The sequence below is a fragment of the Pseudomonas germanica genome (assembly GCF_019614655.1).
Classification (GTDB): domain Bacteria; phylum Pseudomonadota; class Gammaproteobacteria; order Pseudomonadales; family Pseudomonadaceae; genus Aquipseudomonas; species Aquipseudomonas neuropathica.
In genome coordinates this window covers 3,838,090-3,855,150 of sequence record NZ_CP071586.1, presented here as the reverse complement: position 1 = coordinate 3,855,150, position 17,061 = coordinate 3,838,090, and the positions used below count along the sequence as shown (strand labels likewise).

Sequence of the window (17,061 nt, the reverse complement as noted above, 5' to 3'; positions counted from 1 at the left end):
GGAGTCATCTTGGAAGCACGCGAACGTTTTCTTGCCTTGGTGCTGGATCGCATCGAAGAGCGTGAAGCAAGGTTGCTGGTCTGGGGCATCGTCGATGGTGTCTTCAGTCATGAAGAGCTCAGCGACTTGCTCAATCCCCTGATCGACGAAGCCATCGACGAAGCCATCGACGATGGCATCGAGGACTTTTTCTCTGCTGAGGATGTTCTGGAGGAACTACGACGACGCAAATGGATTGCCGAGGTGCCCAGGAGTGGTGGCGCAATCGGTTACCGATCACGCATGGCGGAAACCGTGCGCTTACTGCAGCGCTTGCGGCAACTGTTCCCGAAACACTCAGGATCAAGTGGATGGCAACAGGCCCCTAGCTTAGTTGCCGACTTCCGTTTTCTGCGTCGTCGTCGTCGTTATCCAGCGCGAGACATCTCCGTCGAGCAGGCGTTGACCATGATAGGTGAGGCAGCCTCAAGTCCGGCGCTGCTAGCAGCTGTAAAAGCGCTGCTAACGCCCCCCGATCGCACTGTCCGTCTGTCCGGCTTCCAGGTACGCGCTGCCCAGCGCATTTTGCGCGCGATCGAAACTGGGAAGGATTTGGCGACCATCGTTTGCGCGGGTACTGGCAGTGGTAAGACTCTCGCTTTTTACATACCGGCGCTAGCGTCGATTTACCGCCATGTGCTGGTGGAAGGCAAGGCCGAGCGCTGGGTCAAGGCGGTCGCCTTGTATCCCCGCACCGAACTGCTTAAGGATCAGTTGCGCGAAGTCTTGCAGCGCATCCGTAGCCTTCAAGCCGGTTTACCGCAAAAGGATCAGGTGTCGATTCGCGTTGGTGCGCTCTATGGAGATACCCCGTTTTCCGCACAGTTCTGTGAGTGGACAAAAATAGGTAATGATCAGATCTGTCCGACTCTTGCCTGTCTCGACTGTGGCGGTGAGTTGCGCTGGTTGCACAAGGATCGTAAGGAGGGATGCGAACGTTTGGTGTGCGCTGTTTGTGAAGCAGTGTTGGACGGCACTGTGTTCCCGCTGACCCGGGAATCGCTCAAGAACTCCGTACCGGACATCCTGTTCACCACCACCGAGATGCTGAACCAGCGCCTCTCGGACAACTCGATGATGCATCTTTTCGGCGTTGGCCCCAAGGCGCTGCATGCACCGGAACTGGTGTTGATGGATGAAGTGCATACTTACGAAGGTAAGCACGGTGCGCAAGTCGCATATCTAATGCGGCGCTGGCAGCGGCTACTCGATCAATCGTTGCGCTTCGTCGGCTTGTCGGCGACCTTGCGCGAAGCTTCACAGTTCTTCGCGGCGCTAACAGGTTGTCGCGCGAACCTTGTAGATGAAGTGTCACCGCGTGCTGACGAGATCGAATCCGAAGGTGCCGAGTATATGATTGCCCTGCGCGGCGATCCGGTCTCGCGCACGGCATTGCTGTCCACAACGATTCAGACCGCCATGGTGCTGCAGCGCTGCCTCGATCCAAAAGCCGCGCAACCGGAACAGTCGGTCAGTCGCGGCGTCTTTGGCCAGCGCACCTTCGTCTTCACCGATAACCTAGATGTGATCAATCGATTGTATTTCGACTTGCTCAGTTCTGAAGGACGCAATAGCTATGGCGACCCTGACATGCGCCATGCGCCTGACGGCGGTTTGGCAGTGCTGCGCGAGGCCGGTTCCTCTCTCTTGCGCTATGCCAACGGGCAAGACTGGCGCTTCTGCCAAGACTTACATCAGGGCCTCAAGCACCGTTTAGTGATCAAGCGGGTTAGCTCCCAGGATCGTGGTGTTGACGCCAGCTCGGAAGTTATTGTCGCCACTGCCGTCCTGGAAGTGGGTTTCGACGATCCGGTCGTTGGTGCAGTGATTCAGCACAAGGCGCCGCGCGGAATCGCAGGTTTCCTGCAGCGTAAGGGTCGCGGCGGCCGCACCCGCGGTATGCGGCCCTGGACGGCGGTTGTGCTGTCTGATTATGGTCGCGATCGCGCTGCTTACCAGAGTTACGATTTGCTGTTCGATCCGGAACTGCCTGTCCGTACATTGCCCTTGGCGAACCGATACATCACCCGAATGCAAGCAGTGTATGCCACCATAGATTATCTGGCATTGCGACTGCAGGACGGTGCTGCAGGTAGCGTATGGAGCGACCTGAGCGGTGGCGACAAGCTCAATGCACAGCGTCGACAGCGCCTAATACGTGAACTGCGTAGTATTCTTGAAACCGAAGCGGGTAGCCGGCGTCTCTCCGACTATCTGCGCCGCGCGCTGCGCCTGTCTGACGAGGAGTTGTCGGCAATACTGTGGGAGTACCCGCGACCGTTGCTGACAACTGTGCTGCCGACCGCGCTCCGGCGCCTAGCGAGCCACTGGAGTGCAGACGGTAACCCACAGGAGGACTACAAAGCCTTCAACACTCCTTTACCAGACTTTATTCCGGGTTCTCTTTTCGCTGACCTCAATTTAGCCGAGGTCGCCATCGATCTGCCAGAGCCGCACTCGGCAAGTCCCTCCAATGCATCTGTAATGTCTGTGTTCGCCGCACTGCGCGAGTTCGCGCCCGGTCGCGTCAGCCGGCGCTATGGCGTGCGCTATCGTACTGAACGCCATTGGATCGCACCGTCGCCGGACTTCCAAAGCGGATCGGGCATCTGCAGCGATGTCTTCGGTCTCGATGTCGATGCCATCGGTAACCACGTGCTGCTAGGGGAGTATCTGGTACGCCGGGGCGGTAAAACGGTAGCTCTGCCAGTTTACCGCCCGGTACGCCTGGCACCGCAATCCCCCCCGGCGGCAGTGAAAGACTCGTCGAATGCCTCCTTGGAATGGCATAGCCAAATCGTCGCCACCATCGAACCGGGCTGGCTGACGCCGCCCGCTGGCAGCCGGTGGGCAGAGATCGTCACCCGTATCGGCTTTTTTACGCACTCACGCCATGCTCCAGTAGAGATTCGACGCTTCGCGGTGGGCGCTTCGGCGGAGATTGGTGTTGGCGCGGAGAAGGTGCGGACCGATACGGTGTTTCAACGTGAGAACCAAGCGGTGGGTCTGGGAGCGCAATTTTCCGCCGACGGTATGGTGTTCCAGATCGATATCCCTCCCGATTTGCACCTACGTCAGATTCCGGGCGACGAAGCGAAGTGGCGCGCAGTACGCAGCGCTCGGTTCATTGACCTTGCTTGGCGCGGTGAGCGCTTGGCCATGATCGCGAGCCCCTTCATGCGCGAGTGGTTAGCACAGATTTACCTGTCTGCCATGACCTATGAAGCGATGCACCGACAGATCGGCTTGGCCAAGGCCGACGCCTCTATTCGACAGGGGCAGGCATCGATCTCGCTTCCAGATGTGCTGGGCCTGCTATTTCAGTCGCAAGTGGTCGAGGTACAGGGCGGCGACGAGACGGCGGGTAGTCCAGAAAAGTTACGCCAGGAACTGGATGCCTGTCTGCGCGATCCCATCGTGATTGCGGAATTGCACGAGTTTGGCTCCATGCTTTGGGAGCCAATCGATTCCGGCTGGGAACCGTGGCTACGTGGGGTCTACCATTCCACGCTTGCTGCAGCACTTCTACGTTCGATTACCGACCTATGCCCAAGCATCGATCCGGAAGACCTGACGGTCGACTTAGAACGCGGCCCGGTACTCCCCGGCCAAGCCGTCGGCTTTGACTCAGAAGCGGTGGAGGCGTGGTTTACCGAGCGTAGTCCGGGGGGCAACGGACTGATCGAGGAATTTATGCGGCGCTACGCGGAAGACCCGCGCCGCTTCTTCGCTACCGTACGCGCCAATCTGAGCATGGGCGAGTTTGAGTTGATCGACCATCAACTCAAACAAATGGTCACCGTGCTGGCCGAGGACAATGGTAACGGAGATTCGGAAAGCGCCGCACTGGCGCGCCAATTCCGTGCCGCCGCCAGCCAGGAAGAAATGACACAGTCCTTCCAACGCTTACGTCGGAAGTTGTTGCAGGAAGGTTTTTCCCCCTTCCACGGCTTTTTAGTGGCGCTTGGTAACCGTGTTCTGCGACCGGGATCGGGCGCGGCGACGGATCTCTACCTTTCCCGAGTGCTTGATCATTGGCAGAGTGAGGAGGCGCGTATCGGCATAGAGGTCGATCTGCGCGTTATGAGTTATTACCTAAGCCAATCGGACGATATCGATCGTATTGTGTCCGACATTGGCTCCCCTCCAGGCAACGACCGCGCGGCTTGGCGCATTGGCGCTATCTATGGCCTCTTATGGCCCCGCGGTCGGGCGATTCGCCAGTCCGCACTGAAGATAAGAAATCCCTTCATTGAATTGCCTTTGATCGAGCGCCTCTTGGTGGTGGAAACCATCGGCGACGATCGTGTCTGCATTTCGCTGCTGGACCGTGACTGGTTGCTGCGAACTGCCGAGCAACTCAACGCCGGCCGCCAAGTTACGTTGACCTGCCCGGAAACCGAACGTGCTCGCCTAGCTTCCGCGCTCAATGCACTGGTAACCAATCCGGTCGAATCCGGCTACTTGCGCGCTTATGCCCGCCTACAGGGCATCCGCCAAACCCAATCAATGATCGAAGCTGATATTGAAATCGTCGAGGCAGTGCAATGAACATTCTCCATCGGCGCATTTTCAAGACGCAAACCACTGGCGTCACCACGATCCAGGAGTTATTGCAGACTATGTTCGTGGCCGAAGTGTTGCAACCCGGCCACGAGATTTGGATCGTTTCTCCTTGGATCAGCAATGTTGTCTTGATCGACAATCGGTCCGGTAGCTTTGATGCCCTCAATCCCGAATGGGGGCGGCGAGAGATCCGCCTCGCCGATGTCCTTGTGACTCTGATGAATTACGGTACAAAAGTGCATATCGTCACCCGGAGCGAAGCCAGCAACGATGCCTTCCGTACCCGGATCGCCGATTTGACTCGTGAGCATAGTCTGGAAGATCAACTCGCGGTGCACATCCACGGCCAATTGCATACCAAGGGCATCCTGCTCACGCGTTGCCTGTTGATGGGTTCAATGAACCTGACCTACAACGGCATGATGATCAATGACGAATGGGTCGAGTTCTCGCTCGATGAGCACGATCTTGGTCGAACCCGCCTTGAATTCGCCCGCTACAGGGAGGCTGCATGATTGACGTCTTGCCCTCTCAGGAAAAGTCCTGGCTAGGGCGTTTTTTCTTTGGGCGCAATGCCCTGCACTGGGAAGCCATTGTCGGTGGTAGCGCGCCGGCGGCATGGCTGGAGCAGGTAAACCCGTGGATCGCAACTTTTGTTACTCAAGGCTACCAATCGCCTATTGTGCTGCCTGTATTCGATGCTGATGGGCCGTCTCATTGGTATGCAATGGCTAGCAATGAGGCATCGGCAGTTGCATTGGTGCAGGAGTTGACAGCTGTTGTCGGCCCAAGTTACAGCGATTTCCGTGGCCAACCACTGCAGGTCGATTGTGGCGACGAAATCGAGTGTGCCTTGCAGAAACGCTTTGGTCGTTTCGTATTCTGCTTGCGGCCAGTGAATGCGGCAGCGCGCGGCGATGTTACACAATCCTTGCAGTTGTATCTTAGTTTGCTGCGCCGCCGCCCAGACATCCCTGACCGCACGCAACGTCCGTTCGGCAAGATCCGTGCTGAGTTTGATCGGGCGCTACTGGCCGGTAACGAGGCAGATGCTGAACGTTTACGCCACGAATTGGTTGCCAGCGGCCGTATTGATGTTGAACAGCACAAGTATTTGGATATTCGCATGTTGGCCGGTCTCGGTCGCCAGTATCAACTGGCGAACGATTACTCGCTGATCAAGTCTGTTATAGGTCTGTCGTTACCTGCTCAGACCATCACCGACTTGGTCGAGGCGCTTTATGCAACTTATATCGCAGCCATCGAGGATGACCCGAATGTCGAAGCCATCCTGACAGTTTTTCGAAATGACATCATGCGTCACTTCGGCCCGCTATTTAAGGAACGGAAAGGTGTTCGTCAACCTAATGTACTGAAGGCCTTCCTGCTTTATGAACTTGTGCAGGACGAACCAAATGTGGCGCGTTGCGGGGCCATTGCTGCCGCTTATCCGGTTCAAGCCGGGCCAGAACTGATTGAGTATTGGTCCAGCCGTTTGGTGTCTGCCCCGTCGTTGCGTTCCGATGTCTTTGAATTGGCACGTCAGGCCTTAGCTGATGACGACTATGAGTTGGCGCTGCAGTTGTCCTTTGAATCCTTCCCCAGCGCTTGGACGTACACTGCCATGCTGCGTTGCGCAGTGGAACTAGAGGATATTGAAACCACTCGGCGGGTGCTCGAAGCGGTGGGTAATGCACCCAAAGCCGCGCGGGCAACATGGACAAAACGTGATCTGAGCAGACTGCAGCAGTTGCAGTCAGAGCCGTCAGAAGCGTCGCAAGAGCGTCCTGACACCGATTGGATGTCCTGGGTTCGCTATGTTGAAGCCGGACGCTGTGAGCGCCCTCCGCTGCAGATCCTGGAGGAGGCACTCACGCGTTGGAGTGCTGAGGCCTATGCTTCGGATCCAGAGGCCTGCCGTCAGTTGGCCGAGAAGATAGGCAACGCGAGCGGTGAGGCAGAATGTGTGTTTCGCGATGCCTTCGGCGCCTTGGTGGAGTTCTTCGTCGATCGCCAGGCACATCCTGTGCGTGGCTTCATACCGCTTTACACCATGTTAATCCGCATCGTCGCATGGAATGAGGTGGTGTCGGCCAATGAGCTCGAGTTGGCCTCTGTCGTCATGCAGGCGTTGGTCAGTCTTGGTCCGTCGAGGGATGATTACGTCGAAGCGCTTGATGCCTACACAGAGATACTTAACGCTAACAACGCGCCTGGAAACATCGACTGGGCGCTCAATGCAACTGAAGTACTCGCCCTATATGTCTCCTTAGACAATGAGTCGCGATTGCGTTTCTTTATGGCAGTCGTGGAGCTAGCACGCACCCACACTCACCGTCTCAATCAAGCGCAACATGCGATCTTGTCCCTGCTGGCAAAGGATTACGGCTGCGCCGACTTGCTAACGGCTTTCTCCTTTCAGGAAGAGGGGGACGCCGAAACAGCAGAGTATTCTGAGTTCGACGGTTTAATTGGTATCTATACCTTGACTGAACCCGCTGGGCAGCGCGCACGGCAGTTTCTTCGAAAACTCTTGCCTTTGGCGCGTGTGGAAGTGAACGCAGACCTGGCGGCAACCGATAAGCTTAAGCATCTCGCGGCGAACGCGGATATCTTCGTCTTTGCTTGGAAGAGCAGCAAACACCAAGCTTATTATGCGGCGAAGGATGCACGTGGCAGTCGGCAAACCCTGCTCCCGATGGGGAAGGGAAGTGCTAGCATCTTGAGTTGTGTTATGAGCGAACTTGAGCAATTGAGATGAGGGCCACTAGCCCGAAAGATGCCTGTAGATAACAGGCGGCATGCTGTGAATCGGGGGGGCAAGGTGAGAGCAGCACAAGCAATACAAATTAGTCGCGTTTTTTAGTGGTATTCTAATGCTCATTCGAACTGCGTCCGTCGAACCGTTCCTGCGGCACTAGTCTTTGACGATTTTATTCGAAGGAGGCTAGAGTTATTTTGCAAGTTATGGGGGGTAATGATAATTGATATTTTTAGATAATTTGACTTAAGGGTTTATTGCCGATTGTACGCCGGAATTGTAACTAGTAACTGCTATGGTTTCATTCGGCAGAGTGTGATTTTCTTGCCAGAAAGGGTTAAAGCCGCCAGGAAAGTAAATTGTGTTAAAGCCGGCTTCCAATGCAGGGATAACATCACGTGTTAGTTGATCACCAATGGACCATGCTTCTTTGCTTTGATAGAGCTTGGCGATCCTCTGATAAAAGACCACGGATTTGGTGCCTTCAAGGGATAGTGCCACAAGGTGCGAAATGTTATGTTCGTTCAGATGTCGTTTGATTCTTGTTATAGACCCTTCCGTGGCAATAACTACTGTCGCCCCGTTACTGTGAAGTGCTTCTAATCCCTCCGTTACCCCGTTTCTTAATGGTGGAGTAACGCTTATGTCATTGTAAAATATTTGGGCTGTATGTTTAGAAAAGCTATCGCTACTTTCTAACCCTGAAGCCAATGAGTGCTTAACTGCTGTCTGTATGGGAGTACCGATAAGTCTTTTTTTTAGTGCCGATATCAATAGCTCTGTAGGATACCTTAGCCCTAGGTGATGTCGTTTTGAAATGTGCTGATCTACTTCTCTTATATAACTAAGTTTGTTGGCTTTATCGACTTTTATGCCAAGGTTTTCTTCGACTTCTGATAGTAATTTTAATTGTGCTTCAGCATAAATATTATCAGTGTCCCAGAGAGTATTATCAGCATCGCTTACCCAGAGAATAGTCATGTTTAATTCTCGTAAATTGCTAATACGTTAATGTCTTCACCTTGCTTTAGGGTGCCGATTATCTTGATTCCATGTTTATGTCCGCGACGTATTGTTTGATATGCGAAGGTACCAGTACTGTATCCTCCTTTTGGGGCTAAGTGTAGATGAATTGGTATGATTTGATTTCCAACTCGAGAAATAAGTCGATAGTCTATCCAGTCAATTCGGCCCCCGTTTTTTGTCGCGTTTTCTACGGATTTCATTGCGACTGATGACTCGAAGTGTTTTTCTAAACTTCCCCAATATATCTGTGCTTGTGCAGGGATGGAGCTGTATTGGGGGATTTCTTTGCCGTTTTTTGTGTTTTTTATAAAGTCCTTATAGATTTCTATAAGTTTACCATCCTCTGTTTCTGCCGCCATGGGTACTATTTTTGATCCGATAGGTACCTCAAATATTATGAGAGGGCGCGGGGCGGGAGTATTTATTAGTTCTGATACATCTGTCCACGAAAGAGAAAGTCCTTCGGTGTTGAACACTTCCGTAAGATCGGTTTTTGCCCAAAAAATTCTGTTTGGATAGTTGTTTGCATAAAAATTTATTATCTTTTCAAATTGCATTTCAGCGGAATCGTTTTTTTCTTGGCTGATCTCGGCGCCTTTGCTTGTGCTGGAGCTTCGTTTTTGGCCAAACTTTGTAGTGGTTGACGACTTCATGAAGGGGGCGAGGCCTATTTCACCACCCCCTGTAATTTCACTATTGTATTCGGTCATGTTTACTGATGATATGTTTGCCTTTCTTGACTTTGTTTCGAATTCTGGGCGGTTTAGTGCGTCGTGTAATTTTTTTACGGCTTTTTCGTCAATAAAAAGAGGTATGTCTACGACAAACCATAGTTTATGTCGTAATCTATTTTTGAACTCCTCTTGAGCATTGTTGGGGGCGAGTTTTTTTGCCATTGTTAATGCCCAGGATCCTAAAGTTGTAAGTATTCTGGATAGAGGTTTCTGAAAAGGCATTCGTAAAATCTCTTTTTGTGGCAGTTGTATTGAGCTTTTAAAAGTTGATTTATAGTTACTTGGTATTTCGTCGGTATTCGGTTCCCAATTTATCAAAAAAAGGTTGCGACCTCAATAGCGAAGCTTCATTGCAGTCCATCACCCATTGTGGAATCCGCAGCAGTGACCAGTGGCTATGATGCGATTCCGGTGTGAGCGGGTTGCAGTCCGGCATTACCAATCGAAGGTTGTGCCCAGAATTCGGGGTGTCTGGGAGTCACGAAAAATAGGTACATTCAAGGGAGTAATTGAGCTACATCTTAAATGTATTTTCGAATAGGCAGTATTATCTCTTAGGCTCAATTTCTCTCGGTTATGATCTTTATGGAGAGTTTTAGTGAAACTCCACGCTACGATGTTTTTATGTTGAATTTCGCAATGTTGCTATCTAGGTTATTTAAGTTGGTTTTGGAGCATGGAGTGTTGATTTTTACTGGTTTGTTTAGTTAATGAATTTTAATAGTAGATAGTCTAAAGTGGATCTATTGCTTTCGTTGCTTCTACAGAGTCGATGTTTTTGATGGCGGGGCTATCGCGAGAGCAATTAGTGTTTTTTGTTATGGGGGGCAGTGTCGGGGTTAAGGAATGGCTAAGATTTTGTGACATTGTAAGCTAAGCTTCCATTTAGGATTGCTTTTACAATAGCGTATCGCCGTCTCAGTGTTTTCTACGATTTTCAATCCGTCCATAGGCTGAAGATAAAAGTGGTTGAAATTTAGATGTTCAAACATGCTTGGTGTTGAGTTTTTTTGTGGGTAGACAAGTTTAAGTTCGTCTCCAGTAGTTATTTTAAGTGCAGCATTCGATTTGGGGCTTACACAAAGCCAATCTATACCTAAGGGAACTACGATGGTGCCATTGGTTTCAACAGCAATGCAGAAGTTAAGATTGTGCAGTGCGTTTATCAATGCGTCATCTACCTGAAGCAGTGGTTCTCCGCCCGTCAATACCACGTACTTATGATCTTGATGGGATATAGGCCAGAACGAATCAATGGCATGGGCGAGGGCTTCAGCGTTCTTGAATTTACCCCCGCCTTCACCATCTGTTCCGACGAAGTCGGTGTCACAGAATGTACAGATCGCGTTAGCCCTATCCTGCTCCCGTCCTGACCAGAGATTGCATCCAGCAAATCGGCAGAATACCGCGGGTCGACCCGCTTGGTTGCCTTCCCCTTGAAGGGTGTAAAACATTTCTTTGATGCTGTAAGTCATTTTGTTTACTCATCGGATTCAAATAGGTGGCGAGTGCACTGATCCGCCACCGCTGAACCATCATCAATCTCGTTCTTGAATGTACTGCTCATATCCAGTTTTGCGCAGTTCGCAAGCTGGGCACGTTCCACATCCATAGCCCCATTCATGTTTATCCTGTCGAGTCCCGAGGTAGCAGGTGTGGGACTCTTCTTGAATCAGGCTGACCAAATCTTGACCGCCTAGGTTTTCAGCCAAACGCCAGGTCTGAGCTTTGTCGAGCCACATCAAGGGGGTTTCAATGATCACGGGAGCGTCCATTCCGAGACTCAATGCCACCTGGGTGGCTTTAAGGGTGTTGTCCCGGCAGTCTGGGTAGCCTGAGTAGTCGGTTTCGCACATTCCCCCGACTAGTACTGTGAGGCCCCGTCGGTAGGCAATAGTGGCTGCGAACGTCAAAAACAGCAGATTCCTACCGGGTACAAACGTATTGGGAAGTCCATTCTTTTCAAACTCTATGGTTTTTTCAGCGGTCATCGCCGTATCGCTGATCTGTCCGAGTAATTTGAGGTCAAGCACGTGATCCTCACCGAGCCGCTTGGCCCAGTTCGGAAACCTGTTACGTACCTCCTGCAAGATACTCAGCCGACATTCGAGCTCGATTCGATGCCTCTGGCCATAATCAAAGCCAATGGTCTCGACGTGCTCGTAACGTTCCAGCGCCCAGGCAAGGCAGGTGGTGGAATCTTGTCCGCCTGAAAAAAGAACTAAGGCTTTGGTGTGCATACTGCTCTCCTCGGGACTGGGTCTGATTTAGCGCCGCTTCAGTTCTTGCTTGAGTTTTTCGGTCAGATACTTGGTGAGTAATCCGATATCAGTGGGCGTGTTCTGGATACCATTCCAGGGGCGGCGGTCGGTTTCAGAAATGTGCCAATCGCCACTTGTCCATGCCGTATGAGGTTTCAAAAGCTTTAGACCTTTGATAAAACCTTCCTTGCTGGTTGTGCCTTGATCGGAGTAAAGCAATTCCATAACGAAGCTCAAAGAAACCAGACCCGCCCCGTGCTTCAAGCGTGAATTCCTGGGCGCTAGTCCTTCCCATTCCGATTTGAAAACTACACGCACTGCATGGAAGAAGTTATTGATAAGCTCGATGCTGCGCCCCTCGAAGTCATCAAACTTCATGAAGCTACGAATCGCGCCATCATTCGCAGAGTTCATCACGAACTTCTGCATCGCCATGTCGCTTAGTACTCCTCTAGGATTCGTATGTTGTTTGATCTCGCCAAATAGAGAGGAGTTAGGCAGAAAATTCAACAAATCAATAATGCGAGCAGCAAATTTACGACTCGTGAACCGTTCTGGCAGGCCGTCAACCGTCGGTAAAAGTTCATAGATCAGCGATTTTGGCAGCGGTCGCGTATTGTTGACAAGCACAAACTGCTGTCGCAGTTCGTTGTAGTCTTTACAAATCAATGCAGATACAAATACCTGGAATCCAGGTTTTTCCATCGTCGCAAGGGCGCTGAGTCGTTGTTGTCCATCGACCACAAAGCCTGGCTTGGATTCGGTAGCATCAATGATGATTTCTACAATACCCTCGCTGAGGTCTTTAATCGTTACCCCATCCAGAAAGGCCAAAATAATTGCGTTAGGAAGCAATGCATCGTCGCGCTGAAGATAGTCACGAATATCTCTGATGTGCGACGCGACTTGATGGCGCTGAAAGCCTTTGAGGTGGCCTTCTTCATCGCGGCCGACTCTCTCAATTTCAGAAAAATCTAAAATTTCATTTGGAGTGGCCGCAAACGAAAATACATCATGCCCGGAGGCCTGTTGGGCACGCACACCCTTAAATCGATAGATCATTGTTTCGAAAGTTCCAGAGTTTTCTGAAGGTGGCGGTGGTACACGCCTAAGTTATGAAATCCACGTCTCTTGTTTCGATTGCTGGCTCGAAAGATAATAGTTTCGATACCTGCTGACTGACAAATCGAACATTGGCATTTTTGCCACGGTTTATCTCTCAGCGTGGGTGAGATTAGTCGGACGTGCTTGGCGATTTCCTTTTCCATTTCTAATGATGACGATATTGAGCCGGAAAGAGTCAGTCGGAGATAGTCTACTAGCACGGCTAAAGTTGAATCAAAGTCGAGCAGGTTTTTATCGTAGTCGCGGATTGCTAGCAACGCTGCTTTTTCTTTGATTTGTAACTCTTCTGCGCTCAGAATGCCTTTTTTTATTCCTTGCATCAGGCGTGGATTTTCAATCGCCTGAGGAATGCGAATAGCTGTGTAGTAATCCAGTTTGCTCGTGTTATTGCCCATGTAGTAATTACACTTCGCATCTTTAAATGCGCGTATAAGGGGGGAGGTTGAGTCAAAGCTGGTAATGCCATATCCGGTGAATTCATGGATGTTCTCCGCTTTAGCAAAACCCAGCAGATGAATATTTGTCTCGGGCTTAAGGACCGCTCGAAGCTCTTTCAGCACCTCATGGATTTGATCGACTTTCAAAGGTACTAGACCTCCGATCGCCAAGTAGCGATAACCCATGTCTTCGAGTTGTTTTGCAGCGTTCGCCATGCTTTGAGGCGACCAACCCTGTACCGCTCCAAGAGGTTCGAAAGGCCATTCCGCCTCCTTCACTAAACGCAGAAACTCTTGCGCATTTTTGAGCGTAATTTCGTACCGAAACAGCACATCTTCCGACTGGCTCAGCGCTGGAGGATTGCTGGAGTCGCAGTTGAATATGATGTGGTCCGGCGAGCAACCGTGGGTGAACCCCGCGTCTGAGTAGAACTCTAGTACTTCGCTTGGGCTATACGCAGGGGTAGGGTGCTCTACATAGGCGAAAGCCCCGCAGTCCCCTAGGACCATCGTATCTTTGAACTGAATGCCATCGAGTCGTAGAAATTTGCGTGCGCCTTCTCTCAAGAAGCGCTGCTGCTCGGAAGTCGAGTACCGGACCTTTGAATTAGCGACGCCATTTGCCGGTCGCACTGCGCTCATCGAGACCAAGAGCCCGTCATAAGGGACGGGCGTCATCATTTCGTGCGCATACTGGTCATCCCAGTATCTCTTCCGGCCCGGCGCATTTCGATCGTTGATGAAATCGTAGTCTGGGTCTACGTAGTCTTGGGTGTCGGCGTATAAAAATTTCATTGGTGAGCGCTGGTCATATAGAGGCGGATCAAGGTTTCTTGCAGCGCCTTGATATCTTGAGGGGTGCTTTGGATTTCATTCCACTGGACATTAATCATCGGCCACTGGCCTGTTGTCCATGCGCAGTAAGGGGCGACTCTGGCCAGTTCTTGTAACACGCCTTCGTAGGTTTCGCGCTGACCACCGATTTTGGCGTAGATCCGATCCATAAGTACGCCCATGGCGATGATCCCTGCTGAGTGCATGAGTCGACTGTTCTTGGATTCAAGTGCCCATGCCTCAGGAAACGTATCACGCACTGCCCGCCAGAAGGTCGTCAGTAAGTTGTACATTGACTCAACGTTCGCTGCTCCGTCGATGCTGGAGGTATAGGGTGCCAACGCCCCCAACGGATTACCGATGCTGTTGCGGATCATCGTTATTACAGCGGTGTCAGTGATCACTGCTTTGCTATTTTGCTCGGACGACCGCTTTATGAGTTTGTGGAAAGGGGAGTTGGGGTCACGACTAAGAAGCCCGCACAACTCAGCTGGTGCTTTGCGAGCACTCAGTTCGCGGGGCAAAAGGATGCTGCCTGTCTCCGGCAGTAGTTCGTTGATCAGTCGAGTGGGCAACGGTTTGGCCTTGTTGACCAAAATGAATTGCTCGCGCTGGGTGGTCAGGCTGTCGGACACAAAACCGATCACTGGCACAGGAAGATCCGAATTGGCCGCTTTCGCCAACGCCAATGAGCGCTGTTGCCCGTCCACTATCCAGGCAGACCTCATTCCTTCCTCCCTGATAGGGATCGTCAGGGTACCCGCTTGCGAAAGCCCCGCGTCGCCTGTCGGCTTGCTTCCTCGTGCTGCAACAAAACGCAGGTCAGGAGACAGCGCTAGGATAATTGCATTGGGAAAAAGTACATTTCCCTGATTGAGGTACTCAGCGATCCCTTTGACATGACTCTTAATCTCGGGACGCTGAAAACCCTTGAGGGGACTGCTGTCTTCGCGCGACAGGCGGCTGATGTCGGCAATTCGGACCAGGTCAGATCCCCTGATGAATAATGCATACACATCAAGGTTGTCGCCTTGCGTGGTGCGTAGTGCACGCACCACAATCGCATCTTCGCTCGTCATGCTTTGCTCTCTATGCTGTCTTGACCTTTGATGTCCTGCCAGATCCTCCGAAAGCGCGATTGCTCGCACGACACCAGGGCGTCGTCCCTTAAGTAGCGTAACAATCGGGTGGAACTGCCTTGGTAGTCAGCCCACACACACTCAAGCATGTAGGCAATTTCACTGTCCGATGCGCGCCGCCGGATGGTCGTTTTTGCTAGGGATAAAAGATCCATCGCCGCGCTGACGCTCTTTCGAGCGATCTCGGCAGGAGCACTCGACAGTTCAAGAATCTCAATGAAATGACGCAGGGCTCTCTGAGGGAAATCGTTGCGAGTGCCTGGTAGTGTTGAGGTTTCAAGACGTTCGTCATAGGGCATCGCGATGCGTCGTAAATGGCTGGGAAGCATCTCGATGCCTGGGCGGGAAGTGAATATTCTGAGCTTGTCGATCTGCGTGTCCCTGATTTTTCCAAGGTCTTCGCCTATCAACTGGACATAGTTTGAAGAGAGGGCAATGAGCACCAAGTCGATGTCGGGTTGGCTGACGAGGTCCGCTAGGGCGCTTCCCTTTGATTGGGTGACATTCACGGCTTCCCACCAATCTGATGCGCGCACACCCAATTTTTCGAGACGTGGGATGATAGAATTCGGATCCTGAGCCACCGTCAGGTTGTACGGTGGACATCTCTGATCGCCTTCAATCAACCCTAAGCCGGTCGACGCAAACATTAGCTTCGCGTCCAACTTCGTTGCTACGCGCCTCGCGTCAGAAACGCTTCTGCCCACGTAAAGTGAAGATGCCATCAGAGTTGTGGGACGTTCGTCTATTTGCCCCTTCCACGCCTTTGCCATGGCAGCAATCGATGAATAACACTCGTCGTTCAGCACCACCGGCGGCAGGCCGTCGAGACGTTTTCGATTGGTGCAGTTGGTGATGATGACGGTTCTCATGGGAAAACTGTAGGCCTGTTTTGACGGATGTTGCATTTATCTGAGGCTGACAATTTACCATTTAATAACTGTATGGGCCAATGCGCTTAAGCTAGTTTTTATGCGGAAGGGTTGGTATAAGAGCCTCAATACTGCTGCTACCCCTCCTTCTGTGGGTGCCGTTCAATGAAGGAAGAGATTCATTGCTTAAGTTCAGCGCAATCAAGGCGTTACAGAGCCCAACCCACCAAGTGGTATCGTTTGCGGCTACCGTTGAGCAGATTTTGGCGATCGCTAGCATCGACCGAGTCAAGCGTGATGATCGTGGCGCCCTTCATGGCTTTCAGCGGCCACAGGTGTCCAAGCACATACGAGAGATTCGCGACTACCTCTCCCGTCCCGATGCGGTAATGCCCAATGCTGTGGTGTTAGCGTTTACCAGTGGGGTCCGGGTGGTGGAAGGAAATGGAGCCTATGCAGAAATTGAGGTGGATATTTCATCCGGCCCTCCTGGGTTCGTTGTGGATGGTCAGCAGCGCCTATCTGCGTTAGCTGGGCTCGAGGGGAGTTCGTTCCAGTTACTGGTCTCTGCTCTTGTGTGTGAAAATCAGGAAGAGCTTCGCCGGCAATTCATTCTCGTCAACAACACCAGTCCATTACCAAAGTCGCTGGTATATGAACTGCTCCCGTCTGTCAGCGGCCTTCCATTCAGAATGACTTCCCGCGCCCGCGCAGCCCGCATCGTGGAAATGCTGAATTATGATGATCGATCTTCTTTGCAAGGACAGATTAAGCAGCATACCAACCCCTCAGGGGTCATCGGGGATACGTCGCTCCAGAAACTGGTAATGAATTCCCTATCTGACGGTTACTGTCGGGAGGTGATTGAGTTGTCGGGAGGTGAGGATCGGTGTTTCTTGGCCATCAGTGAGTTTTTCCAGGCGGTCCAGGAGGTGTTTGGAAATGCTTGGCATGGTCACACGCCTAAAAGCTCTCGTCTCGTCCATAGCGCGGGGATTATTTCTATGGGGTTCGTCATGGAGCAGTTGTGTGCTACAGGAGCGCCACTGGCCCCAGTATTCAAGTTAGGCCTTAGAAAGCTACAAGGATATACAGCTTGGACGCTCGATTCGGGAGAGTGGTCCTTTAAAACAGGCAACCGGCCATGGAATGGAGTTCAGAATTTACATGGTGATATTCATCTTTTGACTGATCATTTGACCAGGGTGGTTCGAAGTTCGGAACTCGTACCTAGCTAACTGGTAATCATTACTAATATTTAGGAGGC

Annotated in this window: 12 protein-coding genes; 4 read left to right on the top strand and 8 right to left on the bottom strand. The window is 51.8% G+C overall.

The genetic code is table 11. From position 1 onward, the window contains the following. Positions 1-9: 9 nt before the first annotated feature. Genes dpdJ through dpdD form a run of 3 tightly spaced genes read left to right on the top strand, consistent with a single transcriptional unit; the run spans position 10 to position 7,366 of the window. Complete coding sequence (gene dpdJ / locus J0G10_RS17165; protein WP_220556322.1) at positions 10-4,590, top strand: protein DpdJ; 4,581 nt, start codon at positions 10-12, stop codon at positions 4,588-4,590. Further along, positions 4,587-5,120 carry a phospholipase D-like domain-containing protein DpdK gene (gene dpdK, locus J0G10_RS17160; RefSeq protein ID WP_220556321.1) on the top strand — a complete coding sequence of 178 codons (534 nt, stop codon included), beginning with the start codon at positions 4,587-4,589 and terminating at the stop codon, positions 5,118-5,120. The genes dpdJ and dpdK overlap by 4 nt, the downstream gene beginning before the upstream one ends. Further along, positions 5,117-7,366 carry a protein DpdD gene (dpdD, locus tag J0G10_RS17155; protein WP_220556320.1) on the top strand — a complete coding sequence of 750 codons (2,250 nt, stop codon included), beginning with the start codon at positions 5,117-5,119 and terminating at the stop codon, positions 7,364-7,366. Before dpdK ends, dpdD begins: the two co-directional genes overlap by 4 nt. Positions 7,367-7,612: 246 nt before the next feature. On the opposite strand, the gene J0G10_RS17150 is transcribed toward dpdD, so the two are convergent. From J0G10_RS17150 to J0G10_RS17115, 8 genes are all read right to left on the bottom strand, one after another. After that, the gene (locus J0G10_RS17150) at positions 7,613-8,347 is read right to left on the bottom strand and encodes an HAD family hydrolase (RefSeq protein ID WP_220556319.1); all 735 of its coding nucleotides are present in this window, start codon (positions 8,345-8,347) and stop codon (positions 7,613-7,615) included. Between the two features lie 2 nt (positions 8,348-8,349). Next, positions 8,350-9,348 carry a hypothetical protein gene (locus J0G10_RS17145; protein ID WP_220556318.1) on the bottom strand — a complete coding sequence of 333 codons (999 nt, stop codon included), beginning with the start codon at positions 9,346-9,348 and terminating at the stop codon, positions 8,350-8,352. 617 nt (positions 9,349-9,965) lie between these two features. After that, entirely contained in the window at positions 9,966-10,601 is a 636-nt protein-coding gene (gene queE, locus J0G10_RS17140; RefSeq protein WP_220556317.1) for a 7-carboxy-7-deazaguanine synthase, read from the bottom strand. Positions 10,602-10,664: 63 nt separating this feature from the next. Then, positions 10,665-11,366, bottom strand: a complete 702-nt coding sequence (gene queC, locus J0G10_RS17135; protein ID WP_220556316.1) for a 7-cyano-7-deazaguanine synthase QueC — start codon at positions 11,364-11,366, stop codon at positions 10,665-10,667. A 27-nt stretch (positions 11,367-11,393) separates the two neighbouring features. Beyond that, positions 11,394-12,449, bottom strand: a complete 1,056-nt coding sequence (gene dbpB / locus J0G10_RS17130; protein ID WP_220556315.1) for a DGQHR domain-containing protein DpdB — start codon at positions 12,447-12,449, stop codon at positions 11,394-11,396. After that, positions 12,446-13,744 carry a tRNA-guanine transglycosylase DpdA gene (dpdA, locus tag J0G10_RS17125; protein ID WP_220556314.1) on the bottom strand — a complete coding sequence of 433 codons (1,299 nt, stop codon included), beginning with the start codon at positions 13,742-13,744 and terminating at the stop codon, positions 12,446-12,448. Before dpdA ends, dbpB (J0G10_RS17130) begins: the two co-directional genes overlap by 4 nt. Continuing rightward, on the bottom strand, positions 13,741-14,862 hold the full coding sequence (dbpB, locus tag J0G10_RS17120) for a DGQHR domain-containing protein DpdB (protein ID WP_220556313.1): 1,122 nt from the start codon (positions 14,860-14,862) through the stop codon (positions 13,741-13,743). The genes dpdA and dbpB (J0G10_RS17120) overlap by 4 nt, the downstream gene beginning before the upstream one ends. Next, complete coding sequence (locus J0G10_RS17115) at positions 14,859-15,794, bottom strand: hypothetical protein (RefSeq protein ID WP_029290756.1); 936 nt, start codon at positions 15,792-15,794, stop codon at positions 14,859-14,861. The genes dbpB (J0G10_RS17120) and J0G10_RS17115 overlap by 4 nt, the downstream gene beginning before the upstream one ends. A gap of 182 nt (positions 15,795-15,976) precedes the next feature. Between J0G10_RS17115 and dbpB (J0G10_RS17110) the strand changes: the two genes are divergently transcribed. Further along, complete coding sequence (gene dbpB, locus J0G10_RS17110; RefSeq protein ID WP_095974524.1) at positions 15,977-17,032, top strand: DGQHR domain-containing protein DpdB; 1,056 nt, start codon at positions 15,977-15,979, stop codon at positions 17,030-17,032. Positions 17,033-17,061 lie beyond the last annotated feature (29 nt).